The 25,662-nt window shown below is 56.1% G+C and carries 16 protein-coding genes, 1 tRNA gene and 1 pseudogene; 3 read left to right on the forward strand and 15 right to left on the reverse strand.

The window, feature by feature from the left end:
* Positions 1 to 42 precede the first annotated feature (42 nt).
* Positions 43 to 3,285: a glycosyltransferase gene (locus DSM25558_RS09595; RefSeq protein WP_143240059.1), complete on the forward strand. Its 3,243-nt coding sequence runs from the start codon at positions 43 to 45 to the stop codon at positions 3,283 to 3,285.
* The gene (locus tag DSM25558_RS09600; RefSeq protein ID WP_077104136.1) at positions 3,282 to 5,525 is read left to right on the forward strand and encodes a glycosyltransferase family 4 protein; all 2,244 of its coding nucleotides are present in this window, start codon (positions 3,282 to 3,284) and stop codon (positions 5,523 to 5,525) included. Before DSM25558_RS09595 ends, DSM25558_RS09600 begins: the two co-directional genes overlap by 4 nt.
* A gap of 58 nt (positions 5,526 to 5,583) precedes the next feature.
* Here DSM25558_RS09600 and DSM25558_RS09605 read toward each other — a convergent pair whose 3' ends face one another.
* From DSM25558_RS09605 to DSM25558_RS09660, 11 genes and pseudogenes are all read right to left on the reverse strand, one after another.
* Positions 5,584 to 5,952 (reverse strand): YbhB/YbcL family Raf kinase inhibitor-like protein, encoded by a 369-nt coding sequence (locus DSM25558_RS09605; RefSeq protein WP_077104212.1) that lies wholly within the window; start codon positions 5,950 to 5,952, stop codon positions 5,584 to 5,586.
* 605 nt (positions 5,953 to 6,557) lie between these two features.
* A complete protein-coding gene (locus tag DSM25558_RS09610; RefSeq protein WP_077104138.1) occupies positions 6,558 to 7,709 on the reverse strand; it encodes an acyltransferase family protein in 1,152 nt (383 codons plus the stop codon).
* A 262-nt stretch (positions 7,710 to 7,971) separates the two neighbouring features.
* Positions 7,972 to 8,383, reverse strand: a pseudogene (locus DSM25558_RS27700) (DUF1515 family protein); the annotation flags it as partial.
* A gap of 27 nt (positions 8,384 to 8,410) precedes the next feature.
* Complete coding sequence (locus DSM25558_RS09625) at positions 8,411 to 8,602, reverse strand: hypothetical protein (RefSeq protein WP_077104144.1); 192 nt, start codon at positions 8,600 to 8,602, stop codon at positions 8,411 to 8,413.
* Between the two features lie 244 nt (positions 8,603 to 8,846).
* Positions 8,847 to 8,923 (reverse strand) — tRNA-Met (locus DSM25558_RS09630).
* A 134-nt stretch (positions 8,924 to 9,057) separates the two neighbouring features.
* Positions 9,058 to 10,254 carry a tRNA 2-thiouridine(34) synthase MnmA gene (gene mnmA, locus DSM25558_RS09635; RefSeq protein WP_077104146.1) on the reverse strand — a complete coding sequence of 399 codons (1,197 nt, stop codon included), beginning with the start codon at positions 10,252 to 10,254 and terminating at the stop codon, positions 9,058 to 9,060.
* A 161-nt stretch (positions 10,255 to 10,415) separates the two neighbouring features.
* A complete protein-coding gene (locus DSM25558_RS09640) occupies positions 10,416 to 11,603 on the reverse strand; it encodes an OpgC family protein (RefSeq protein ID WP_077104148.1) in 1,188 nt (395 codons plus the stop codon).
* A 368-nt stretch (positions 11,604 to 11,971) separates the two neighbouring features.
* Positions 11,972 to 13,042, reverse strand: a complete 1,071-nt coding sequence (locus DSM25558_RS09645) for a Tim44 domain-containing protein (protein ID WP_077104150.1) — start codon at positions 13,040 to 13,042, stop codon at positions 11,972 to 11,974.
* Between the two features lie 202 nt (positions 13,043 to 13,244).
* Positions 13,245 to 14,840: a phosphoglycerate dehydrogenase gene (gene serA / locus DSM25558_RS09650; RefSeq protein ID WP_077104152.1), complete on the reverse strand. Its 1,596-nt coding sequence runs from the start codon at positions 14,838 to 14,840 to the stop codon at positions 13,245 to 13,247.
* A gap of 76 nt (positions 14,841 to 14,916) precedes the next feature.
* On the reverse strand, positions 14,917 to 16,095 hold the full coding sequence (locus tag DSM25558_RS09655) for a phosphoserine transaminase (RefSeq protein WP_077104154.1): 1,179 nt from the start codon (positions 16,093 to 16,095) through the stop codon (positions 14,917 to 14,919).
* A 210-nt stretch (positions 16,096 to 16,305) separates the two neighbouring features.
* A complete protein-coding gene (locus DSM25558_RS09660; protein WP_077104155.1) occupies positions 16,306 to 17,103 on the reverse strand; it encodes an outer membrane protein in 798 nt (265 codons plus the stop codon).
* 445 nt (positions 17,104 to 17,548) lie between these two features.
* Here DSM25558_RS09660 and DSM25558_RS09665 point away from each other — a divergent pair, with 445 nt between their 5' ends.
* Entirely contained in the window at positions 17,549 to 19,516 is a 1,968-nt protein-coding gene (locus DSM25558_RS09665) for a putative bifunctional diguanylate cyclase/phosphodiesterase (RefSeq protein ID WP_077104214.1), read from the forward strand.
* A gap of 62 nt (positions 19,517 to 19,578) precedes the next feature.
* Here DSM25558_RS09665 and glmM read toward each other — a convergent pair whose 3' ends face one another.
* The 4 genes from glmM to ybgF form a co-directional block, all read right to left on the reverse strand.
* Positions 19,579 to 20,931, reverse strand: a complete 1,353-nt coding sequence (gene glmM, locus DSM25558_RS09670; RefSeq protein WP_077104157.1) for a phosphoglucosamine mutase — start codon at positions 20,929 to 20,931, stop codon at positions 19,579 to 19,581.
* 218 nt (positions 20,932 to 21,149) lie between these two features.
* On the reverse strand, positions 21,150 to 23,111 hold the full coding sequence (gene ftsH / locus DSM25558_RS09675) for an ATP-dependent zinc metalloprotease FtsH (RefSeq protein ID WP_077104159.1): 1,962 nt from the start codon (positions 23,109 to 23,111) through the stop codon (positions 21,150 to 21,152).
* A 154-nt stretch (positions 23,112 to 23,265) separates the two neighbouring features.
* Entirely contained in the window at positions 23,266 to 24,600 is a 1,335-nt protein-coding gene (gene tilS, locus DSM25558_RS09680; protein ID WP_244554147.1) for a tRNA lysidine(34) synthetase TilS, read from the reverse strand.
* A gap of 4 nt (positions 24,601 to 24,604) precedes the next feature.
* Positions 24,605 to 25,615 carry a tol-pal system protein YbgF gene (gene ybgF / locus DSM25558_RS09685; protein WP_077104217.1) on the reverse strand — a complete coding sequence of 337 codons (1,011 nt, stop codon included), beginning with the start codon at positions 25,613 to 25,615 and terminating at the stop codon, positions 24,605 to 24,607.
* Positions 25,616 to 25,662: the final 47 nt, after the last annotated feature.

Genomic DNA, 25,662 nt, shown 5'->3' on the forward strand with positions numbered 1-25,662 from the left:
TCCCGTCGCATCCCGCAACGACGCCGTGGCTGTAAGCGGCTTATGAGCAACGATCGACGCCGGATCGTTCTTGCAACCGATAGTCTCGACCCATCCGGCATGGGTGAGCATATGCTGACGCTTGGCCGAGCCTTGGGCGATGAATGGGACGTCACCATCGCCGCCCTTACCGGGCATGCAGACGAACTCATGACAAAAGCCGCCCGTCATGGACTTGCCATCAAGATATTCGCTGATGCAGCGGATTTGGCGCGATGGCTGAAAACATCAGACGCTTGCCTGCTTCATGTCCATGCAGGCATCGGCTGGGAAGGCCACGAGATTGCCAGGGCGGGCATCGCTTGCGATGTGCCTGTGGTGCGGACGGAACACCTTCCCTATCTCCTCACTGATATCGACCAAAAAGAAGAATATGCCCGCGAATGCGCAGCGCTTGCTCACCGCATCGTCGTATCGCAAGCATCCAAGGCAAGCTTCGAGGCCAGTGGCGTCGATCCCGAACAGTTGACGGTAGTGCGCAACGGCACATTCGCGCTGGAGCATCACGCTGACAGGCACATCGACATGATGGACAGGTTTGCGGGCAAGAACGTCCTGATGACGGTTGCCCGGTTTTCTCGGCAAAAAGACCACGCAACACTCATCAAAGCCCTGCCAGCGGTCCTAGCAGCCCACCCGTCAACCGCACTTGTTCTGGTGGGCAGAGGCGAAGAGATAACGGCTGTCAAGGCTTTGGTCGAAGAGCTTTCTCTAACTGAGAACGTTCTGTTTGCCGGTCACCGCAGCGATATCGCCGATCTGATGGCCAGTGCCGATCTCTTCGTTTTACCGTCAAAATTCGAAGGCTTGCCGCTTGCGGTGCTGGAGGCCATGTCGATTGGCCTGCCCGTCGTTGCAACCAATATCGGCGGCAATATCGAAGCTCTCGGACCCGACCATCCCTACCTCGCCGAAAGCGGAAACCCTGCATCTTTGGCAGAGATGTTGATCGAAGCACTCAACGACCCCGATAGGGCCAAGGCCGTCGGCCAAGCTGGCTCCACCCGCTTCCATACGGAATTTTCAGCACAACGCATGGCGAGCGAAACCGCAGCCGTTTACCGGCGCGTTCTTTCCAATCGCACACAACCCACACAAGGACAGACTTCCATGAACAAGGCACGCATCGGCTTTATCGGCGTCGGCGGCATCGCCAATCGGCATCTGGATATCCTAGCCGGTTTCGACGACGTGGCACTGGTGGCATTTGCCGATCCGGATTTCACACGCGCCGAACAGGCCGCCTCACGCTTCGGGGCCAGAGCGTTCGATAGTCACCGCGCCATGCTGGAGCAAGAAACACTGGATGCCGTCTATATCTGCATTCCACCTTTTGCCCATGGCGACGCGGAGCGGGACCTGATCAGCCGCGGCATACCGTTCTTCGTCGAAAAGCCGATCACGCTCGATCTCGCTTTGGCCGAAGAACTCAGTGCCGCCATCGAAGCCGCAAACCTGATTACGGGCGTCGGTTACCACTGGCGTTATCTCGATACCGTCGAAGAGGCGCGCGACCGTCTGGCTGACAACCCCGCCCAGCTTTTGTCGGGTTATTGGCTGGACCAGACACCGCCTCCGCAATGGTGGTGGAAGTCGGATCTATCAGGCGGTCAGATGGTGGAGCAGGCAACCCACATCATCGATCTCGCCCGCTACCTCGTCGGCGAAATCACGGATGTCTACGGTCGTGTCGGCTTCAAGGACCGCGCCGAGTTTCCCGGCCTTGATGTGGCAGCGGTCACGACGGCAAGTCTGACATTCCAGTCCGGCGTCATTGCCAACATATCCTCCACCTGCTTGCTGGGATGGAGCCACAAGGTTGGCCTCAACATCTTCGCGGATCGCCTGGCAATTGAACTGACCGATCACGACATCATGGTCGATGTGGGTGCCGGACGCCCGGTGCGCCATGCCGAAGGCGACCCGGTTTGGCGAGAAGACCGTGACTTCATCGATGCCGTGCTGGGTGGCGAAAACCACATTCGTTGTACCTATGAGGACGCATTGGCGACGCACCGTGTTGCATTGGCCGTGGCAACATCAGCGCACAGCGGTGAAGTGGTTTCGATGCAACAGCCTCTCCTTGACCGTAATCCGCAGGCACCCCTGCGCTACCCGCCCCGCGAGGATGTTCCGCAAGGCCTGCCGCCCGGCCACCGCATCATCCGCTCTCTCGGCATCGAAGCGCCGGGAAAAGCCTATCTCTTCGATTATGAAGAAGGCCCTCCTGGTGATGGTCAGGTTCGTCTGGAAACCCGCTACACGGGTTTTTCGGCCGGGACCGAGCTGACCTTCATGAAGAACACCAACCCCTATTTCCATTCGCGGTTCGATGCCGGCAGAGGTGTCTTCCTCGAAAACGAACCGGATCTGCATTATCCCGTGCCGTTTCTCGGCTATATGGAAGTCGCCCGTGTAACGGAATCCCGAACGTCTGGCTTCCAACCTGGCGATGTCTTGGCCGGAACCTACGGTCACAAAAGCGGCCACACCGCCGACCCGTTCCATGATGTGCTGGTTCCACTTCCCGATGATATCGACCCCATTCTCGGCGTCTTGGCCGCGCAGATGGGCCCTATCGCTGCCAACGGCATTCTGCACGCGGATGCGGACGCGCTTGGAAGCAATGTCCCGTCCTTTGGCGCGGGCATAGCAGGCCGTCACGTCATCGTCATTGGAGCCGGTACCGTTGGTCTGATGACGGCGCTTTTTGCGCAAAATGCGGGAGCGCTCGGCGTTATCCTTGCCGATCCTTCGCAGTTCAGGCGTGAAAAGGCACAAGCCATGGGGCTTGTCGCCATGACCGAAGACGAAGCCTGGCAACACGCCAAAGCGCGCTGGCACAATGGCAGCAGTGACCGTGGAGCCGATATCGTTTTCCAGACGCGCGCCCACGCTGAAAGCCTGCATACCGCATTGAAGGCCCTTCGCCCCCAGGGAACGGTCATCGATCTCGCCTTCTATCAAGGCGGAGCGGACAGGCTGCGGCTGGGAGAGGAATTTCACCATAATGGCCTCAACATCCGCTGCGCGCAGATCAACCGCGTCCCACGCGGTCTGTCTGGCCAGTGGGACAGGCGGCGTCTCTCCCTTGAGACCGTCAGCCTGCTGAAAAGCCACGGCACTGTTATTCGCGAACAGATGATAACGCATGTCATCCCGCTTGAAGACGGACCGGCGTTTCTGGCTGACCTCGTCACAAACCGCCCGGAATTTCTCCAGATCGTTTTCAAGGTCACCGAATGATACCGCAGCAACCGCCTATTCGCATTCTCTTCATCTTCGCGTGGCTTGTCGTCGGCGGCGAGGAAACCGAGGTTCGGCTGCTCGCTCGCAATCTCGACCCTCGTCGCTACCGAATTTATGTCGTTGCCTGTTTTCACAAACCCAACATGCCGCATCAGACACATGAGCAATTGACCGAACTCGGCGTCGACGTCGATACGACCCCCTACGGCCTGTCCTTCGAGGATACGGTTGTCTATCTCGCAAACAAGATAGCGAGCTACGATGTCGTCATCTCCTGCCAGAACGTTGCCGATATCTATCCCGCATTGGAGCGCATGCATTGGCGTCCGCCACTGATCGAACATGGCGGGCTGGTGTCCGAAGCGCTGGCCGGACCCAAACATTTCACCAGCCGTTACGTTGGCGTCTGCCGCTCCATATGCGACGCCGCCGCATCCATCATGCCGGGGCGCGAGAACGATGTTGTCGAAATCCCCTCCATTGTCGACCTCTCCGAGTTCGATAACATCGAGCGCGCGGCGGTGCGCGCGTCACTCGGCGTGGATGAAGGCACCGTCCTGGTCGGCTGGGTGGGCAGGCTCGACCCCAAGAAAAATGTCGAAGATTTCATCGAAGCGGCAGCACTGGCGCATGCACGAAATCCCGATATGCGGTTTCTCGTCATCGGCGGCCCGGACGCCTTTATGCCTGACTATGCCGAGCAGTTGCAGACATTGGCGAAGACCAGACAGTTGCAAAACGTTCTTCGTTTCCTCGGTGATCGCAAGGACATCCCTGCTCTTCTGTCGGCGCTGGATATCTTCGTCTGGCTTTCCAGGGGCGAAGGCATGCCGCATGTCATTGCGGAAGCGGGTGCCGCCGGTTTGCCGGTCATCGCAACACCCGATAATGGCGCGATGCAGCAGATCGCAGATGGCGTATCCGGCTTTTTCGTCTCCTACAACGACCCCGCAGCCGTCGCCGCTGCAATTGATACGCTCAGCACATCCGCCGAGTTGCGAAGGACAATCGGACAGGCCCTCCGTCACAAGGTGGAAACCAGCTACTCCGCCGCCGCCGTGGTTCCGCAATGGGAGCGGCTGATCGACACAGTTATCGCAGAAAGACCGGCATCCGGCCCAACCGGCCTGTTCCGATCCTTCCTCCAAGGCGGTTTCGAATGTTCCACCCACCGCCTGCGGCCCCGAGACGGTCAAACCATCGGCAAGCGGCTTGATGTCATCGCCGCTACAGAACACGATATTCATGCAGCAGAAGATTACCGGCAACTCGCATCCCATTCGATCCGCACCGTGCGCGATGGATTGCGCTGGCACCTGATCGAAAAGACGCCCGGCCACTATGATTGGTCGAGTTTCACGCCGATGCTGAACGCGGCGAAAGACACCAATACGCAGGTAATCTGGGACCTTCTGCATTATGGATGGCCAGATGATATAGATATCTGGTCCCCGCATTTCGTGGATCGATTTGCCCGGTTTGCCGCAGCCGCCGCACAGGTCGTCAAAGACCAGACAGACGCGATCCCCTACTACTCGCCCGTCAATGAAATCTCGTTCTTTTCCTGGGGTGGCGGTGATGCGGCCTACCTCAACCCCTTCGCCCACGGGCGCGGCTTCGAGCTCAAGGTACAACTGGCCCATGCGGCAATCGCCGCCATGGGTGCCATTCTCTCGGTCGATCCAAGAGCGCGTTTCGTCCATTGCGACCCCGTCATCAACGTCATCACCGACCCCTCCCGCCCATGGGAACGGGGCGTCGCGGAAGGCCATCGTCAATCGCAATTTCAGGGTTGGGATCTGCTCTCAGGCCACATGTGGCCGCAGATCGGTGGCGCAGACAAGTATCTCGATATCATCGGCGTCAACTACTACCACAACAACCAATGGATTCACGGCGGCCCGCCCATCGACATGGACCACCCGCTCTACAAGCCCTTCAGAACCATCCTGATCGAAATATACGCCCGTTACGGCAAACCGATCTTCGTCGCCGAAACCGGCATCGAAGGGGACAGACGTGCAAGCTGGGCATCCTACATCCACCAAGAAGTCACCGCGGCAATGAAACAAGGCGTGCCCATCGAAGGCATCTGCCTCTACCCCATAGTCAACCACCCAGGCTGGGACGACGACCGCGCGTGTGAGAATGGGCTGTTGGCGGCGAAATTTTCGAATGAGAGAAGATCAGTCTACGCGCCGCTCGCGGATGCGCTCGAAGCTATCCACAGCCAGTAACCTGGTCAGCAGCAAAATTGAAAAAGGCGATCATTGGATCGCCTTTTCCTTAAATCAGTTAAGGGAATGATTTTGCAGCAACCGCTTTGCCGAGCTCCTTGCCCTTGGCATCCAGAGCCTTCACCGTGAAACGATAACGATGCTTCGTTGGTGGGCATGGGCCTTTATAACGGAAGGCACCGTAGGGAACGTTTGACTGCCCCGAATAGTCCACCTTGCCGCCGCCGTGATAATAATCCGGAGCATCAAGGTCACGCATATCGAACCCCAGTTTGACAGTACCCGAAGGAACGCCAGACACCTTGAAAGGCGGCGATTTACTGTCAAAACATTTAGTTGTCGGTCCCCATTCAAACGACGCTTTCATATCTGCCTTTGCCGTTCCAGCAAATGCCAATGCCATCGCGCACGCCAAAAAAACACGCATTTCATCCCCCATTAAATCAAGTTGCAGTCTACAATGCGACAATCGCTATGATTTTAATAGAGGCTACGCGTGAGAAGAAAAGGTCGAGCTGAAGATATATATATCTGTTCACTCGGAAACGTAATTTTGATAAAATGAGTGGTAACGGGAGACCGATCACATCAATCCCCACAGATAAATTTCGGCAGATTTTCCGCTATGCGTCAGGCATCGACGTCCGAACTGCGGTTTGTTGGTACACCGCGCCAGGCAGCAGTAATTTATGACTTTCAATGCGTTGTAATTTCGCTGGACAACAAATTCCCCACGAAAGCATTTAGTTTTTTGGGATATGGGCCAGAGTAAGATTTTGCATGAAAGACTATCATCACAGCGATATACCGATGATGCCGCAACAGCACGCCCGGTCCATTGCGTGATCCAACCGGTGGCTCCAAGCAAGTCAGCGCCAACACGCGTGAGGTCACGCTGGTCCCAAGGGGAGCCCTTCTCGTAAGGGGAGCGGAGCTGAAGCGGGGAGAGCGAACTTCGAAGAATGGACGCAAAAGGTAAAATACGGGCAGCGGCGCTGCCAATGCCTGATTATGTGGTTTGACTCTGTGGGATCATTTAGATTTTGAAAGATTGATTTCAGTCGCCATTCCGATATGTCGGACGAACGCCAGCGTCCAGCCGTTTAGTGTCGGAACCCATACCCTTTCCAGTGTCATAAATGGTAGTGCCGCAAGTAGCGAAAACATCCAAGTAATCAGGAAACTGAGTGCCAACACTGGTCCATGCTGCAATCCGTAACCCGTAAGCGTGGCGTAAGTTGCACTGGTCACGCTGAGGATTACCAACACATGGACCAGGTAAAGAGGGAAGGACAAACGTCCAAGAAACAACCCGACCGATCCACCCAGCCGCTGCTCCAAAGAGGGAATGCAAAGAAGCAAGATCATCGCTGCGGTCGAGGCGAGAATGAGAGCGGGGCCGTAGTCGACCGAGTAGCCTGCTATCATTGTGAGCACCAGCATGACTATCGCCCAAGGAGGAATCTGAAATAGGACTGGGCGTCTGACGTAGAAAAAAGCAATTAACGAGCCAATTACGAAAGGTAGAAAAAGCAGTTTGTGCAACGCAACGCAGAGCAGGCTTATAATAAAGTGAAGTGCTATTATACCGCCGTACTTATGTCGCATCAACAAGCTGCATATCGCGACGATAGCAAAGACCAGCAGGCTACCGTAGAACTCAAAGGACATCGTCCAAAGATTTGAATTGTATTGGGAATAACCCGGCCACAGAAAAGTGAGAAGCGAATTCCGTGCCGCTTCCCAGAAGCTCGGGACGAAGTCCTGGTGGATCCCGGCACCAGCGAAAGTACCGAGCCATTCCGAACCTGTAAGCCGAGCTGCGGCGCTGTGTGACTCTGGTAAATAGATTAGGATCGCGGCACCAATCATCATGCTTATCCCGGCTGGAAGCATCAGCCGGGGCAGCCGTTTCAGCACTGCGACGGATAATTCTAAGGCTGAAAAATTTCGGTAGAATTTTAGGCTTAAAACGAAACCAGATAGCAGGAAAAAGAAATATACTGCCCCAGTACCATTCACGACAACGTATAGCGGCGTCATAAGCAATCCGCCCTGCATTATGTTTTCTTTAAGTAAGGGAAAAAATCCAAGAACGAAGTGATGCAGAACTACAATGACGGAAGCGATACCACGAGCAGTCTCAAGGTAGGCTAATCGTTTAGGGCCGGCCAATGTGTTCATCGAATGGTAAACTTTCTTAAAGCAAATAAGTTTCTTCTTAAAAATGAGAAGATGACCGTTAATTCAATTAAAATCAAATGTAAATGATAATCGGATACTTTATCTTTAGTGAACAGACAGTAATAAGGAATTTCCACTGTGAGTTTATGTTGAACCGTGTGGAAAGCACTGTGCAGAAGGAAATAGAATGAAACGCGAGAAGCTGCCCGTATTGCTCCGAGCGGCTTTTCTCTCCTCGTATATTGCCAATAAGAACGCTGGCAATGCGCTTGACGGCATCCCCAAACGAAACGCCCAGGGCGATCCCGCCAACGCCAATCAAACCCAGCGCGCCCATACCCATCATCTTCTACCGTTTCACGTCGTCCGTGACCGGCTTCATGCCATTCACGTCCTTTTCCATGGTGGAAACGGTCTCGTCCAATGCCTCAACAGTCGGCTTCATGTCCGAAACGTCTTCTTTCACCACAGTCACGGTTTGCTCGATCTCGCCCCACCCGGTTGACCATTTCATCCATACGGCGATGGACCGCCGCAAGGCTTTGATCGGATTTATCTTCCGAGCGCCGGGACTGTTCTTCCACGCGTTTCAACGCGTCTTGCAAACCTCGCAGGCCAGCAATCAGATCACCAAGCTGCCGGTGCATTGCAGCCTCTACTTCAGGTGAGGCCATTGCCCGCCCCTATCCTTTCACCCGGTATTATGGCTTCACACCACACAGAGCTTGAAGCTTCTCATTTTCTGCGGGGATCTGCGATTTTGTTTCCGCCGTCATGCTGTCATCCATGGATGGCCGGATAGGGCGGGCGATGTGGCGATAATTTCCGCTACTTGCGCGCCCATTTAGAAGGAAGCCGATTAATATCGGCATCGCTGCTTTTGCGAACATCATCTGCCGCGCCCGTCATCGCGCTCCACCCGCAAGCGCCCGCCCAGTATCGCGCCTCACTTGATCGACTTGCCGCTCGCCTCAATGAATTAGATCCTCGCAAGGACGCAGCAGCATTTGCCGAATTCAGAGAGCTCATCGATCATGTCGTCATCCAAGATCGTGATGATGGGGGCGTGGAAGTAGAATTGGTTGGAAGATTGTAGGCCCCTATAGGCCAGCGCGCAGAACTTTTGGGGGGGTTGAGTGGTAGCGGGAGAGGGACTTGAACCCCCGACACGCGGATTATGATTCCGCTGCTCTAACCACCTGAGCTACCCCGCCACAGAGGGACGTGACAGTTATGTAACTGTCCGTCCATCAGGATGAGCGGCTTATAAGGTGCCGCTCCCTAAAGTGTCAAGCGCAAGATGCGCAAAAACGAAGCTTTCTGCCTTGTGGCAAAAACCTGAATGGTTTCAGGCCGCAACCTGACTTTGGAGCAGCGCCCTCAGCGATGCCTCGGCCTCTGCTGAACGTTCCGAACGCTCGATGAACCCACCACCATAGACCCGGGCATCGGCACCAGGGGCTGAATAGAGGACGCAGGCTTGCCCTGGCGCGACACCGGCCTCGCCTATGGCCAGATCGACGTAAACGCCTCTCTCGTCGACATGCAACGTCGCTTCTCCAGGCGGACGCGTCGAGCGTACCTTGGCGAAGCATGCGAAGCCCTCATGGGCATTACTGGTGAGGTCGCCGTCGCCCAGCCAGTTCATGTCACGCAGATAGACCCGATGGGTTTCGAGCGCCTCACGCGGGCCGACGATGACGCGACGACCACGGGCGTCGAGATGCACGACGTAGAGCGGCTCGCCAGTGGCCACACCAATGCCGCGGCGCTGGCCGATGGTGTAGTGCACGATGCCATCGTGACGCCCCAGCACGCGGCCATCGAGGTGGACGATATCGCCCACCAGCGCCGCATTCGGCTTCAGCTTGTTGATGATATCGGTATATTTGCCCTGCGGCACGAAACAGATGTCCTGGCTGTCGGCCTTCTTGGCCACGACGAGGCCCATATCTTCAGCGAGCTCGCGCGTTTCCGCCTTGGAAAGACCGCCCAGTGGAAAGCGCAGATAATCAATCTGTTCCTGCGTGGTGGCAAACAGGAACCAGCTCTGGTCTCGGTCGCTATCAATCGGTCGATAGAGCGCTCGGCGATTGGGATGCCCAGCAACGGGGTTGAGACGGGAACGGATATAATGTCCCGTTGCCAACGCATCCGCACCCAGCTCCTGTGCAGTCGCCAAGAGATCAGCAAACTTGACCGTCTGGTTACAGGCAACACAGGGAACCGGCGTTTCGCCCATGGCATAGGCTTCTGCAAACGGGTTGATCACCGTTTCACGAAAGCGGGCCTCATAATCCAGCACGTAATGGGGAATGCCCAGCGTTTCACAAACGCGGCGGGCATCGTCGATATCCTGGCCCGCGCAGCAGGAGCCTGCACGATGCACGGCAGCGCCGTGATCATAAAGCTGAAGGGTGATGCCGAGGACATCATAGCCCTCGCGTTTCAGGATGCCTGCCACAACGGAGGAGTCCACGCCGCCGGACATGGCGACGACAATCCGGGTATCTTCCGGCTTCTTATCAAAGTCGAGCGTGTTCACGAGTTTTCCAATCGTCAGTCATACCGGGGGTCAAGGCCCCGCCGCCTGTCGTATCCGGGTCAACCGGAATAAGGTGCTGCATATAGAAAAAAATGGCTGAAAACGCAAGTAGAGGGCGGTGGTCCGCCCTCTACTGTCTTTTTGGTTCTGCAATAAAGGCTTTAGGCACCCGCGGTCTTTTGACCATCGCCCAGCCACTTTTCGCGCTCTCTCCACAAGGCGGGAAGAGCCAGCATGGCGACACCGACAAGTGCGATGATCGTCTTTTCCACCTGCGTCAGTTCTGCGGTACGGCCATCGAGATAATAGATGCCGTAAACAATGGCGACGTGCCAGACGTAAACCTGAAGCGAGTGGCGACCCAGAAGCTGCAGGAACTTCAGAGACAGAACCCAGATCACGGCAGCGGCCGCCTTCTGCACCAGCGGATTGTGGTGCTTTGGACCGGCGATCAACAACCATGTCAGGCCAACGCCAACGGCAAGGAAGTTGATGAGGTAGACGGGGCCGAAATCGGCACGGATTTCCATGGTCGAAAACTTGCCGAGCATGAATTCGGGCATCAGGTTCCAGGCCGTTGCGATGCGCAACGGTACGAAGAACAGGCAGACGATCAATGCTGCCTTGGCAATCCAGCTACGCTGCGGCGAAAAGATTTTCGTCCAGCCAATTTTATTCTGGGCCGTCATGGCACCCATGACGAGGGCCGAATAGAATACCAGCTGCCAGCCGAAGAGGTTGAAGCTGACGCGAATGCCCTGCTCGTCTGCGCCCTTCACAAGTTCGTTGATGGGCGTGGTGAACAGCTGCTGCAAACCGAGCTGACCTGCCATCCACACCAGCAGCGAACCCGCCATGACATAGGCCCACTTGCCATCCAGGCAGAGCTTGACCAGCACCGGCGCGAAAATCATGTAGACGATATATTGCGGCAGGATATCCATAAATGTCGGCTGGAACAGGAAGGTCGCAATCGCGGCCAGACGCAGCGGATCGTCAAACGACGTCATGCCCAACCAGTTGTACCAAATGTAGGGTGCGTGCGGCACAACCATGCGAACGAACAGAACGGCAATGACGAGACCCATTGCGTATTTGTAAAGCTCCAGAGCCCGGCTCCAGATCATGTCGCGCCCGGCTTCGTAACCGTACTTCATCATCTTGCGCGCATAGACCATGCCGATCAAAAGGCCGGACAGGAATACGAAGCCCTGAGCGTCCTCCACAAAAGCAAACTGTCTATGATTGATTTCAATCAGCCAAAGACCACCGGCAAAGACCAGGTGGTTGATCAGCATGAAAACGAGAAAATACCCGCGCATCCCATCGATCAGGTCGAAGCGTTTCATTTAGATTGCTCTCCATACTCGCAGGCCTTTGGAAACCAACTGGCCTGATCCGAACGACTGGATGGATCTTGGGTCGCCATCCTGACTTGGATCGTGAACGCGGTTTTTAAGCTACGGTTCCGCCGAAAACAGTGTTTTACCGCTCGCGCTGATTTCACATTGATGTGTTCCGCCCTTGGTTAGAGCGGACCGAATGAACACCGGATGAATGAAAAAGGGTCATTGCGTGGACGAAGTGCGGCGAGCCGGAACAATGGCTTAGCGGAAAAAGCGCCGCGATTGCCTGAAATACAGGGTTTTCAGAACGACTGTGGCCGGTGCGGAAGTCCTCCACACCGGCCACATTTCATTCAGTTTTTTTCAATCAATCAGGCTGCGGCTTGAATAGCGGCAACCTGCCACTCTGCACCGTTCTGGCGAACGAATGTCCACAGCTCGGTTGATTCCTCCGGCTTGTGCTCGTCGCCTTCAACGATCTTGCCAGTGTTACGGTCACGCATCACGTCGATGGCGGAGTAGCGCATGGCAACGGTTGCGTAATCTTTGCCTTCTTCATGCCAGGCCTCTGACACATCACCCTGCAACAGGGTCACATCACGCACATCGTTCTTGACGCCGCTCGTGGCGTGGTCGCTCAGTTCCTCGGCCAGATAGGACATGGCTTCCGGCGTGGTCAGCTTGCGAAGCGTGCCGTAGTCTTCGGCAGCATAAGCGGCCTGAACATTTTCCAGCGTCTTCTGGAAGGTTTCCAGATCGACCTGTGTCACGCCGATTTCGTCACCTTCCGACATGGCATTTTCATGCGGGACCGGCTTTGCCGCGGCGGGAGCAGCCGTTGCAGCGGCGGCAGCGCCACCAAAAGAACCGGCCTTGGAACCCATCTGCGGAATCTTGAAGCCACCCATGGAATTCTGGTTACCCTGCGGCGCGGAATAGTCGTTGCGCGCTGAGCTGTTGCCAGCCGCACCGCCGAAAGCAGGCTTACCCTGACGACGCGATGCGAAGAAACGCATGGCGAGCATCACAAGACCGCCAATCAGGAGACCCTGGATCAACAGACCGAAGAAACCGGCCATACCGCCGAAACCGCCGCCCATGAGCATGCCAAACAGGCCACCCATCAGCAAGCCACCCATGAGGCCGCCCATCATGCCACCAAACATACCGCGGCTCTGCTGCGGTGCCTGTGCGGCTGGACGTGCTGCACCGCCCGGCTGCGTTGCCTGGTTGGTGTTTGGCGTCATGCTGCGGTTGATAGGCGCAGCCTGACCCGGCGTTGTCGCTGTCGCAGGCGGCGCGGAAAAGGTGCGAGTACCACGGCTGCCAAATCCGCCGCTTGCACGTCTTGCCTCGGCCATATCCACAGCAATGAATGACACTGCAATGCCCAACGCGGCAACCGCAAACAAACCTCTAAAGCGCCTAATGGCAGCAAACATCGTCTTCTCCTGTTACGCCGCCCTCCCATTGAGCGGCTCGTCATGGTCGATATAGCAACTATGGATCATCATTTTTAGAGGAATGGCATAAAATTTTTCGTGATATGCAACTATGAGTAATTACAAGCATGTAAACACAAAAAACCCGACACAGGATTTCTCCTGTACCGGGCAATTATCGTCAGCGAAAAACTGAACCAGATCAGTCGATGTTGAAGGACAGCGACTTGACCTGACGGATGGCGGGGTTGGCGCGCAGCTTGTCCAGCACATCTTCCGACACCGGGCCATCGACGTAAAGAAGCGCAATCGCGTCGCCGCTTTCCTTTTCGCGACCCAGCTGGAAGTTGGCGATGTTGACGCCAGCTTCACCCAGCGTCGTACCCATGAAGCCGATCATGCCGGGAACGTCGGTGTTGGTGATGTAGATCATGTGCTGACCGACATCGGCATCCATGTTGATGTTCTTGATCTGGATGAAGCGTGCCTTGCCATCCGAAAACACCGTTCCGGCAACGGAGCGGACCTGATTTTCAGTTTTCACGGTCAGTTTGATGAAGCCGTCATAAACGCCGGTCTTGTCGCGCTTGACCTCCGAAAGGATGATGCCCTTTTCCTTGATCATGATGGGCGCGGAAACCATGTTCACGTCGGCCACCTGCGGACGGATCAAACCAGCGAGAAGCGCAGATGTGAGCGCCTTGGTATTCATGTTGGCGGTTGCGCCATCATAAAGGATTTCGATTTCCTTGGTGGCGCTTTCCTGCACCTGACCAACGAAGGAGCCGAGAACGTCTGCCAGCTTGATGAAGGGCTTGAGGCGTGGGGCTTCGTCAGCGGTGATCGAAGGCATGTTGATGGCGTTGGAAACGGCACCCTTGACGAGGTAATCCGACATTTGCTCGGCAACCTGAAGCGCCACGTTTTCCTGTGCTTCGGTGGTCGAAGCGCCAAGGTGCGGCGTGCAGACGACGTTGGGCAGGCCAAACAGCGGGCTTTCCGTTGCAGGCTCGACTTCGAACACGTCAAAACCGGCACCGGCAACATGGCCGGATTTGATCGCGTCGGCGAGAGCCGCCTCATCGACCAGACCACCACGGGCGCAGTTGATGATGCGAACGCCGGGCTTGGTCTTGGCAAGGTTTTCAGCGCCCAGAATGCCGCGTGTCTTGTCGGTCATCGGCACGTGAAGTGTGATGAAATCTGCCTGTGCAAGCAACTCGTCCAGCTCAACCTTCGTCACGCCCATTTCCTGCGCACGCTCTGGCGACAGGAAGGGGTCGTAGGCCAGAACGTTCATCTTGAGGCCGAGTGCACGCGAGCAGACGATACCGCCGATGTTGCCGGCACCGATGACGCCAAGCGTCTTGCCGGTGATTTCGACGCCCATGAACTTGGACTTTTCCCACTTGCCAGCCTGCGTGGAGGTATCAGCAGCAGGAAGCTGGCGAGCAACGGCAAACATCAGCGCAATAGCGTGTTCAGCCGTGGTGATGGAGTTGCCGAACGGCGTGTTCATGACGATGATGCCACGACGCGATGCGGCTGGAATATCGACGTTATCGACGCCGATACCGGCGCGACCGATGACCTTGAGGTTGGTTGCGGCTTCGATCAGCTTTTCCGTTGCCTTGGTGGCAGAGCGGATGGCCAGACCATCATAATTACCGATGATTTCGGCCAGCTTGTCCTTGTCCTTGCCAAGCTTAGGCTGGAAATCGACTTCGACGCCACGATCACGGAAAATCTGGACGGCGGTTTCCGACAGTTCGTCAGATACGAGTACGCGAGGTGCCATGGTTTGGGCTCCCTAAAATGAGTTCAGTCTTGAGAATGAGGCATAAGCGGCCCTGCCGTGGCAGGGCCGGAATAGATCAGGCGGCAGCCTTGAAGGTCGCAGCCTTCTGCGTTTCGAATGCCCATTTCAGCCAAGGCATGACGGCCTGCATATCAGACGTTTCGATGGTGGCACCGGCCCAGATGCGAAGGCCCGACGGCGCATCGCGGTAAGCACCGATGTCGAGCGCGACATTTTCCTTTTCGAGAAGGGCAACCATGCCCTTGGCGAAATCGGCTTGGGCTGAAGCATCAAGAGCGGCAACATCCTTGCAGACAATCTTGAGGCAGACGGAGGTGTTGGAACGTGTCTCGTCAACGACTGCCAGATTGGCAATCCAGTTGTTTTCAGTCACGAAGTCGAAAATGACCTTGGCATTGGCATCGGCACGCGCCATCAGGGCCTTGAGACCACCCAGGTTGTTCGCCCACAGCAATGCATCGATATAATCTTCGACGCAGAGCATGGACGGCGTGTTGATGGTTTCGCCGGTGAAGATGCCTTCGATCAGCTTGCCGCCGGATGTCATGCGGAAAATCTTCGGCAGCGGCCATGCTGGTATGTATGTCGTCAGGCGTTCGACAGCGCGTGGCGACAGGATGATGACGCCATGGCCACCCTCGCCGCCCAGAACCTTCTGCCAGGAGAAGGTCACGACATCGAGCTTGGAGAAGTCCATGTCCTGCGCAAATGCGGCAGATGTCGCATCGCAAATGGTCAGACCCTTACGATCAGCGGGAATGAAATCAGCGTTTGGAACGCGTACACCGGATGTGGTGCCATTCCATGTGAAGACCACGTCACGGTCGAAATCGATTGTGGAAAGGTCTGGCAGAACGCCGTAATCGGCTTCTATTCTGCGCACGTCCTTCAGCTTGAGCTGCTTTACGACGTCGGTTACCCAACCGGCACCGAAGCTTTCCCAGGCAACCATATCGACGCCGCGTTCGCCGAGCAGCGACCACAGAGCCATTTCAACGGCACCAGTGTCAGACGCAGGAACAATACCGATGCGATAATCGGCGGGGACGTTCAAAACTTCGCGAGTGAGATCGATGGCCTGCTTCAGCTTGGCTTTGCCAACCTTGGCGCGATGCGAGCGACCGAGCGGTGCATCAGCGAGAGCGTCTAGCGACCAACCGGGGCGCTTCGAGCAGGGACCAGAAGAAAAATGCGCATTGCCCGGACGGGTGTCCGGCTTCACTATATCAGTCATTTGACTACCCTTTCAGATAGGCGCCTCTCGTTAGGGAGAGGTGTCCTGCCGTCGTTGCTATGCCTCTCGCCTGTCGCAGTCAAGCGGAATATGTCGCAGCCGACAGGAATCTTGGCGCGTATGCGTCATCAGCAAATACGCTGCATAGCAAAAACCGCCCGCATCCGGACAGGACGCGAGCGGTTTGAAGTCTTGAAGAGCGTGTGAGGCTTATTTGTAAACAGCAGGCTGAAGCGGAATATCTGCCGGCGGAATATACTGAGCCGTATCGCAACCGTTGAAGACATAGCGGCCACCGACACGCACTTCGTGCGAGGTGATACCCTTGTCACGGCCACCAGACGTCAAGCCGCTTCCACTCGTGCCAAACATGCTGCCGCTGCCAATCTGGCGGAAACGATAACCGACATCGGCTTTCAGGTTACAGGTGATATCGATCGAGGCACCGGCCATCAGACCGTAAGCGAAACGCCAGTTGCCTTCGCCATCGATCTCGCAGTTACCGCAGCTCGACAGCTTGTCCCATTTCACATGAGCACCACCGATGCCAGCACCGAGATATGGCGTGATACGGCCATAGGTTCCCAGATCAACATAGGCATTGGCCATCAGCGAGTAAGCACGCATTGCCGAATTAACATTATTAATCAGTGGCCCGTTGGCACTAAACTTCGATTTTGCCATGTAGTCGAAGGTCAAATCCGTACGAAGATAGTTGTTGATCTGATAACCAACACCACCACCATAAAGGAAGTTGTCTTCTACAGACCTATTCGAGAAGCTGTAATTCACTGGGCTACCAGAATCAAAACGGGTATACTCTGCGCCACGCGACTTGTTGAACGAATATCCAACATCACCACGCAGATACCAGCCACTCGCCTGCTGCACCTGAACTTCCGGTGCCTGATCGACAAAAGCTGGCGCTGGTTCCTGGTAAACATCGGCTGCGAAAGCGGTTTGGCATGTCATCAAAGCGGCGACAACACCGATTAGGCTCTTTTTCATAACGGCGGCTCCCTAAGCGGTATAGGCGTCAAGCGCGACAATACCCGTGAAATTCTTCATTTACGAAGCCTGAAGGAAAATGGTTAAATACCGATTAAAATCCGCGGATACTTCAGTCATCTTTATGAAGAAGTAGGGTTAACACTCCAGACGCATCACAAACGGACACGGCTAACGTGGAAAAATAAAACTCCCGGAATACGGGTGATTCCGACTGCCCCATGCCTGGACTGCTGCGAACCGTATTCCGCCGGAATAATATTTCGTTAGCTAATATTATTGTCCTAATCGAAACAATAGTTGCGTAGGATCAGTATAGATTGCGAGTGTCCTCGCAAAACATGATGTGAAGATCAGACATGACGGTCTGTTGGTAAGGGAAATTTACTCCCGCACGTTTCAGCGGCACTCTGTGCAGCGGACCGTTAAAAAAATCCTCCAAGGTTTGTCTTCTTTGAACGTCCAGCTCAAGCATCTTATCGAATTCATTCGAATTCCGGTTCACAATCCAGACCTGCTGAAGGCGAAGTATCGCGCTTTTTGCAGGCAGATGCCGGTCATGTACTTTATTCTGATATCGAGTACCTGGGCGTTAGCATCAACGCATATGTCCGTCGCGCCTGCTTGGCTGACGGTTACCGTACCATCCGTATTTTCCGTCATCAGCGTCATCAGGGTCATCTTCTGGTGGAAGTTGCGAAATCATTTGCCATCCGCAGAAGAAACTTTCAGAGCGCTGAAAAGAACGCAACGACTGGCCGTTGTTATCTCTATCGCTTTTACGCTGTGGTCTTTCCTGCTTTATCCCTACGGCGATGCTTACCAGCAGTCTCACATTGCCTTCTATATGGCCATCACGGTCATCTCCTGCATCTTCTGCATGATGCACGTGCGCTCGGCCGCCTTCATTGTTGCCGTCATCGTCAACGGCGCATTTATCGTGTTTTTCATGTCCACTGGTCACGCAACGTTCGTCGCAATCGCTGTCAATATTCTTCTCGTCAGCTTTGGCATGCTGGCGGTGCTAATGGTCAATTACGGCAATTTTGAACGCATGATCGTCGCCCAGCAGCAGACCGAAGCGTTGAGCAACGAAAATCTGCGGCTGGCGAATATCGACAGCCTGACCGGGTTGCCGAACCGACGGGCATTTTTCAACCATCTGACGGAAGCCTTCGATACTGCAAACCACGAGCAGACACGTCTGGCCGTCGGCGTCATCGATCTCGACGGCTTCAAACCCGTCAATGATCTCTACGGCCATTCCTCCGGTGATCGACTGTTGATGGAAGTCAGCAACCGCCTCACCCACTCTTTCGCATCGGAAGACCTTTTTCTGGCGCGGCTGGGCGGCGATGAATTTGCCTTCATCATTTCCAATGTCGCAATCGACAGAGACGTCGTGGGCGAAGCCAATCGCATGTGCGAACATATGCATTCTCCCTTCACGTTGCCGGACGCAACGATCATGATTTCCGGCTCTATCGGCATCGCCGTCTATCCCGACCTGGCATCATCGCCCGAGGAATTGTTCGACCGGGCCGATTATGCGCTTTACCACGGCAAACGCCAGAAACGCGGCAACAGCACGCTTTTCACCGCCCGCCACGTGGCAGAGATTCACCGCGATGCGCGCATCGAGCAGACACTGAAACAGGCAGACCTCGTCGCGGAACTCTCCGTCGTGTTTCAGCCCATCGTGGATATATCACTGAACAAGACAACCGGTTTTGAAGCTCTGGCCCGCTGGGACAGCCCGGCTCTTGGGCGAGTGTCACCCGCCCAATTCATTCCCATTGCAGAGCGCGCCGGCATCATCGGCAGCCTCACAAGGCCCCTGCTCAAGAAAGCACTGGAAGCTGCCCGCAAATGGCCGGATGACATCCGGCTCTCCTTCAATCTTTCCGCGCAGGATTTGAACAGTTCGGAGGCGGTGATGGTCATCATCGCCATCATCGAGACAAGCGGGTTCGATGCCTCCCGCCTCGATATGGAAATCACCGAGACAGCCTTCATTCACGATACGCGCCAAGCCAGGCACTCCGTCGAAATGCTGAGAAACATCGGCTGCGGCATTTCTCTGGACGATTTCGGCACCGGATATTCCAGCCTGACGTGTCTGCACTCCTTGCCGCTGACCAAGATCAAGATCGACCACAGCTTTGTCCACGAGATACAGGACAACCCCGCCAGCGAAAAAATCGTGAGATCCGTTTTGACGCTGAGCCGCGAAATGGGGCTCGATGCCATTGTTGAAGGCGTCGAAACCGCAGAAGAGATCGCCGTCATCAGCCATCTCGGTGGGACTTTGGTGCAGGGCTATCTGTTTTCACGGCCCATGGCCGAAAACGCCATCCTCGACTTTCTGGCGTCGGAGACGGATGCTCAACGGCCCTATTACCGCACCGCGTAACGCTGCACGCACAATAAAAAGGGTCAGCATTCGCTGACCCTGATCATCCGGTCTCTCGGATTTTACGCTGCCGATCTCGCACTGGAAATCACGCCAACCAACTCGTTGACGATGCGCTCCACCTGCGCGCTGTCGTCGCCTTCGGCCATCACGCGGATCAGCGGCTCTGTGCCCGAAGGGCGAATGACCAGACGGCCATTATTGGCCAGCGCGCTTTCGGCGTCGGCAATGGCCTGTTTCACCACCGGGTTTTCCAATGGCTTGCCGCCGGAGATGCGGACATTCTTGAGCAGTTGCGGCACGGGCTCGAATTTGCGGCAGACTTCGCTGACCGTGCGGCCGGAGCGCTTCACGCGAGCAAGAACCTGAAGTGCGGCAACCAACCCGTCGCCCGTGGTGCCATAATCAGACAGCACGATATGGCCGGATTGCTCCCCACCGACATTGAAATCGTGGTTGCGCATATGCTCCACCACATAACGGTCGCCAACCTTGGTGCGCGCCAGCGTCAAACCCTGGTCTCCGAGGAAACGCTCAAGACCCAGATTCGACATCACGGTCGCGACGATACCGCCGCCACGCAGAATTTTGTCTTCCGCCCAACTGGCGGCAATCGTCGCCATCAACTGGTCGCCATCAACGATCTGGCCCAACTCGTCGACAATGATGACCCGGTCCGCGTCGCCATCGAGCGCGATGCCGATATCGGCCCGCACTTCGTGCACTTTCCGTTGCAGGGTCTCTGGATGAGTGGAGCCGCATTCGAAATTGATGTTCGTGCCGTTCGGCTCATTGCCGATGGTGACGACTTCGGCTCCCAGTTCCCACAGAGCTGCCGGAGCGACCTTATAGGCGGCACCATTGGCGCAATCGATCGCAATCCTGAGACCGCTCAGTGTCACGTCGCGTGGCAGCGTGCGCTTCACGAACTCGATATAGCGATAGATATCACCATCCACACGCTTAGCGCGTCCGATTTCGTGCGGCTTGGCCAGCTGCGAGTAGATGTCCTTGTCGAGCAGGTCTTCGATCTCAAGCTCCAACTCGTCGGAAAGCTTGTATCCATCCGGCCCGAAAAGCTTGATGCCGTTATCGGCGAAAGGGTTGTGCGAGGCGGAAATCATCACACCGATATCGGCGCGCAGGGAACGCGTCAGCATAGCGACGGCAGGCGTTGGAATTGGTCCCAGCAGGAACACATCGAGGCCAGCTGCGGTAAAACCGGCGACCAGCGCATTTTCCAGCATATAACCCGACAGGCGCGTATCTTTACCGATGACGACACGATGGCGGTGGTTTCCGCGGCGGAAGATCGTACCAACCGCGATACCCACACGCATCGCCAGATCAGGCGTCATCGGAAAGACGTTGGATTGCCCGCGAATACCATCGGTTCCGAAATAGCGACGTGTCATTTGAACTCCAGAATTTGCCCCGTGCATGGCAAGCGCCTTCAATGCGCACCATGGCCTTTCTGGCTAGATGCCATAAAAGCTGCAAAACAACACGTCAATTACCGCTAAAACCCAATATATGTTGTTACCAACTCTGTTTGGCGCGACAGAAACATGCTCGCAAAGAAAAAGGCCGCCCGCAAAACGGACGGCCTTGATATCATAATCTGCTCAGGAAATCAGCGCGGTTGCGGTTCTAGGCCGCCTTCGGCCTCACCATCGCCCTTGGCCTCGCCGTCACCCTTGGCTTCGTTAGGACCATCTTTCTTCGTTCCGGTTTTTGGAACTGCGGAACCACGGCCTGGCGAATCATCGCCCAGATCGCGCGATGGCTTTTCACCGCGGATGAGGCCCTTGATCTCTTCGCCAGAGAGCGTTTCATATTCCAGAAGACCTTCAGCAATGGCAACGAAACCATCGTGATTATCCGTCAGAATGCGACGCGCTTCGGTATAGGCTTCATCGATCAGACGACGAACTTCGGTATCGATGGTCTGGGCGGTCGCCTCGGAGACATTCTTGGACTGCGAAACGGAATGACCAAGGAACACTTCCTGCTGGTTTTCACCATAGGAAACCTGACCAAGCGCGTCCGAGAAGCCCCACTGCGTGACCATCGCACGGGCAAGTTTCGTTGCTTGCTCGATGTCGGATGACGCGCCGGAGGTGATGTTTTCCTTGCCGAAGGTCAGCTCTTCAGCCACACGGCCACCCATCATGATGACAAGGCGGGACACCATCCATTTGTAGCTCATGGAATAGCGATCGCCTTCCGGCAACTGCATGACCATACCCAGCGCACGACCGCGCGGAATGATGGTGGCCTTGTGCAGCGGATCAGCCACCGGAACCTTCAGTGCCGTAATCGCGTGACCGGCTTCGTGGTAAGCCGTCAACTTCTTTTCGGCCTCGGTCATGGCGGACGAGCGACGCTCGGCACCCATCATGATCTTATCCTTGGCGTCTTCGAATTCCGCCATGGTCACCACACGCTTGTTGCGACGGGCGGCCATCAGGGCAGCTTCATTGACGAGGTTGGCCAGATCAGCACCGGAGAAACCGGGTGTACCGCGAGCCAGAACCTTGAGATCGACATTCGGTGCCAATGGCACGTTGCGCGCATGAACCTTCAAGATACGTTCACGACCGACGATATCGGGGTTCGGCACGACGACCTGACGGTCGAAGCGGCCTGGACGCAGCAATGCCGGGTCAAGCACGTCAGGACGGTTGGTCGCAGCAATGAGAATGATCCCCTCATTGGCTTCAAAACCATCCATTTCGACCAGCAACTGGTTCAGCGTCTGTTCGCGCTCATCGTTACCGCCGCCAAGACCGGCACCACGGTGGCGACCGACAGCGTCGATTTCGTCGATGAAGATGATGCAAGGCGCGTTTTTCTTGGCCTGTTCGAACATGTCACGCACGCGGCTTGCGCCAACACCGACAAACATCTCAACGAAGTCAGAACCAGAAATCGTAAAGAACGGCACATTGGCTTCACCGGCGACGGAGCGCGCTAGCAATGTCTTACCCGTACCGGGAGGGCCGACGAGCAGAACGCCGCGCGGAATCTTGCCGCCCAGGCGCTGGAACTTCTGCGGGTCACGCAGGAATTCCACGATTTCTTCCAGATCCTGCTTGGCCTCATCGACGCCAGCAACATCTTCAAAGGTGATACGGCCATGGGCTTCTGTCAGCAGCTTGGCTTTGGACTTGCCAAAGCCCATCGCGCCACGCGAACCGCCCTGCATCTGACGCATGAAAAACAGCCAGACACCCAGGATGAGGAACATCGGCAGCAATGTGCCGAGATAGCTCAGGAAGCCGGACGAACCGTCGCTCTCAGGGCGCGCCACAATTGTGACGTTCTTGCTCTGAAGACGAGTCATCAGCGAATCATCGATCACGGGCGAATAGGTCTGAAAGGCAGTGCCGCCATCGCTATAGGTGCCGAGAACACGGTTACCGGTCACGGTGACGTCACGAACACGCCCGGAATCAACATCGCGCAGGAATTGCGAATACGGAATCTCTCGCGAAGCCGATTGTGACGGTGACGTCTGGAACATGCTGAACAATGCGATCAACAACAGAGCAATCACTGCCCACAAGGCGAAATTTCTAAAATTTGGGTTCATCGAACTCCCCGAACTCCAACGGGCAAATGCGCGCCCGCCATTATGTTGACCCTAACATAAGGAGGACAGTCGCCCTTGCCAAGGCAGGCGGGTGCATCAGATGCGATTTGAGGTAAAAACTCTGAGAAAATCCGTTTGAAAAGCGCAAGTTGCGCTAAACCGGAGGCTGCGGGTAAGGAGAACGACCGATAAGGCGGGCAATCGCGTTCGCCAATCCAAGATCGAACCGCGGCAAAAATAGATCGTAAGGCGCGAGCAGCGGTCGGATGACGACTTCTCCCGCCTTCAACACAGGACCTTGGTCGCCCTCAATCTCGATAGTCGGCCTTGTCTGCATCACCCGCTTCGCAACGCCTTTTGGAATGGAAGCGGGCAGTTCAACCGCCCTTCGTGCGTCTTTGCCGCCGATCGACAGGGTTCGCGCTGACAGATTCGTGATCTCGAATCGTTCGTCCCACAGGGCGGTGGCACCTGCGGCAACCGCCGAGGATGGTATGTCCCGGTTTTCTCGCGTCAGATAAAGCGCATCCTTGCGCAGATCGAACACGACACGGCCCGCCGTCACCCGCCCCGGCTCACCCTTGGTCACGAATGCCATGACCCTGTCCATGCTGTCTGACGCCATCGCGAACCGCCGACCGCCGATAACGCTCGCCAGCGCCGACAGCGCGTACCGGACAATGGTCGGATCGTCCTGGAGACCAGCAGCGCTTATCTTGATCAGGCAATCAAGATAAGATTCCGCTTGTTTTTCAAGCCATTCCGCCGACGACCAAGACAGCGTCGATCTGTTGATTGATTGATCAATCAACTTACGTTGCGGCTCCGGCAACAGGTTACGCATCCGCACCCGCTCATATTTAGCGTCTTCATTGCTGGGATCGTCGTACCAGGATTGCCTCTGCTCGCTCAGGAAATTGCGAATATCCTCACGCATAGAGGACAGAAACGGGCGCACAATCCAGTGGCGACCGGCATAAAGAACAGCATCCGCCATACCGGCAAGACCGAGATTGTCCGACCGCTCGCTTCGCGCAACGCGCATGGCGATGGTTTCCTGCTGATCGCCAAGCGTATGGCCAATGGCAATCACGTCTGCGCCAATGTCGGCTGCCACGGCACCTATCAGATCATATCGTGCAAGCCGGGCGGCGGCTGAAATTCCGGTTGCGGGTTTCTCGCCATCCCATCGACGGATATAATGAGGAATGTCGTGCCCCGCGCAAAGCGCTGCAACTCCCCTCGCCTCATCGGCGGAACCGGCTCGGAGTGCGTGGTCTATCGTCACGGCGTGCAACGAAATGTCGCGCCTGCTTATCTCGGTCAATGCCCGATGCAGGGCAAGCAATAAGCCGGTCGAATCGCTGCCGCCTGACACGGCAGCGAGAATACGGGCGGGTTTTGAAATTTTTTCGATGAATAGCCGTGCTGCCTCAAGGGGCGCAATCGGCTCTACGGAAAACGACAGATCGTCATCACCGGTCAGCACCTGCTCAGCAGCTCAGGCGTTTCTGTTCGCTCGTGACTTTGCCGAGAACGGTCTTGGATGCGCTGGGATAACGCTTTGGCACTTCGCGAAGCGTCGCGCAGGCGGTTTCCTTGTTGTCGAGTGCAGCCAAGGACATGCCGAGCTTCAGCAGCATTTCCGGCGCCTTTGGTGACTTGCTATAGGTCTGGTGAGCGTTGAGGAACGTCTTGGCAGAATCGGTGAACTTGCCTTGGCTATATTGCGCCTCACCCAGCCAGAAATTCGCATCCGCTGCTTTTGCGCCCTTGGGGTAGCTCTGAATATATTGATCGAAACCCTTTTCCGCCGCCTTGTAATCACCCGATAGAACGTGGCTGTAGGCCGCCTGATAGATATCGTTCTCGCTGGTCAAAGCCGCCGTGTTAACCGGATCGGGGCTGGACGAGCGACCGGTTTCGACACCGGGAAGAGCACCCGCAGAATTCTGCGCGTTGCTGTTCAGCGAACCGCCAATCGGCATGCCCCGCTGGTCGAGCTCGATCGAGCCGAGCGTCGTCTCACCCGGTGCCGCATTGGTCCGTGGACCTGTGGCCGTCTGACCGGCACCAGGCGCACCACCCATTGAAGCGCCGCCCTGGGACGGCGTTTCAATGATGGTTGCGACGTCATCCTGCCGATCTGCAGATGGGATATCGGCCTCGGTCTTCTTCTTCGGTGCAGTCGGTGCAGCAGGCTTGCCGCCTTCAAGTTCCTGGAAACGGAACTCGTTGTCTTCCTGCGCTTTGCGGATCGTTTCCTGCATTTGCAGCAGCTGGAAACTCATTTCCTCGATACGACCGTTCAGCTGACGAAGCTGTTCTTCCAGTTGCTGTACACGGTAGGTATCGTTCGCCTGAACATTCACCACCGGTGCCTGTTGCGAATTGACTGTACCGGAGCCCCCACCCCACCCGAACAGCGGTCCTGAAACGGCAGTGCCGCTCAAACCGGTGCAGGCTGCAAGCCCCAGCATACCCGCCACCACAAGTTTCTTCATGTTGCGTCCTGTCTGGTTGATTTGCGCCCCAACGACGCAAAACCGGA

Origin of the sequence: Agrobacterium sp. DSM 25558 (genome assembly GCF_900100825.1) — a bacterium.
Lineage (GTDB): Bacteria > Pseudomonadota > Alphaproteobacteria > Rhizobiales > Rhizobiaceae > Agrobacterium.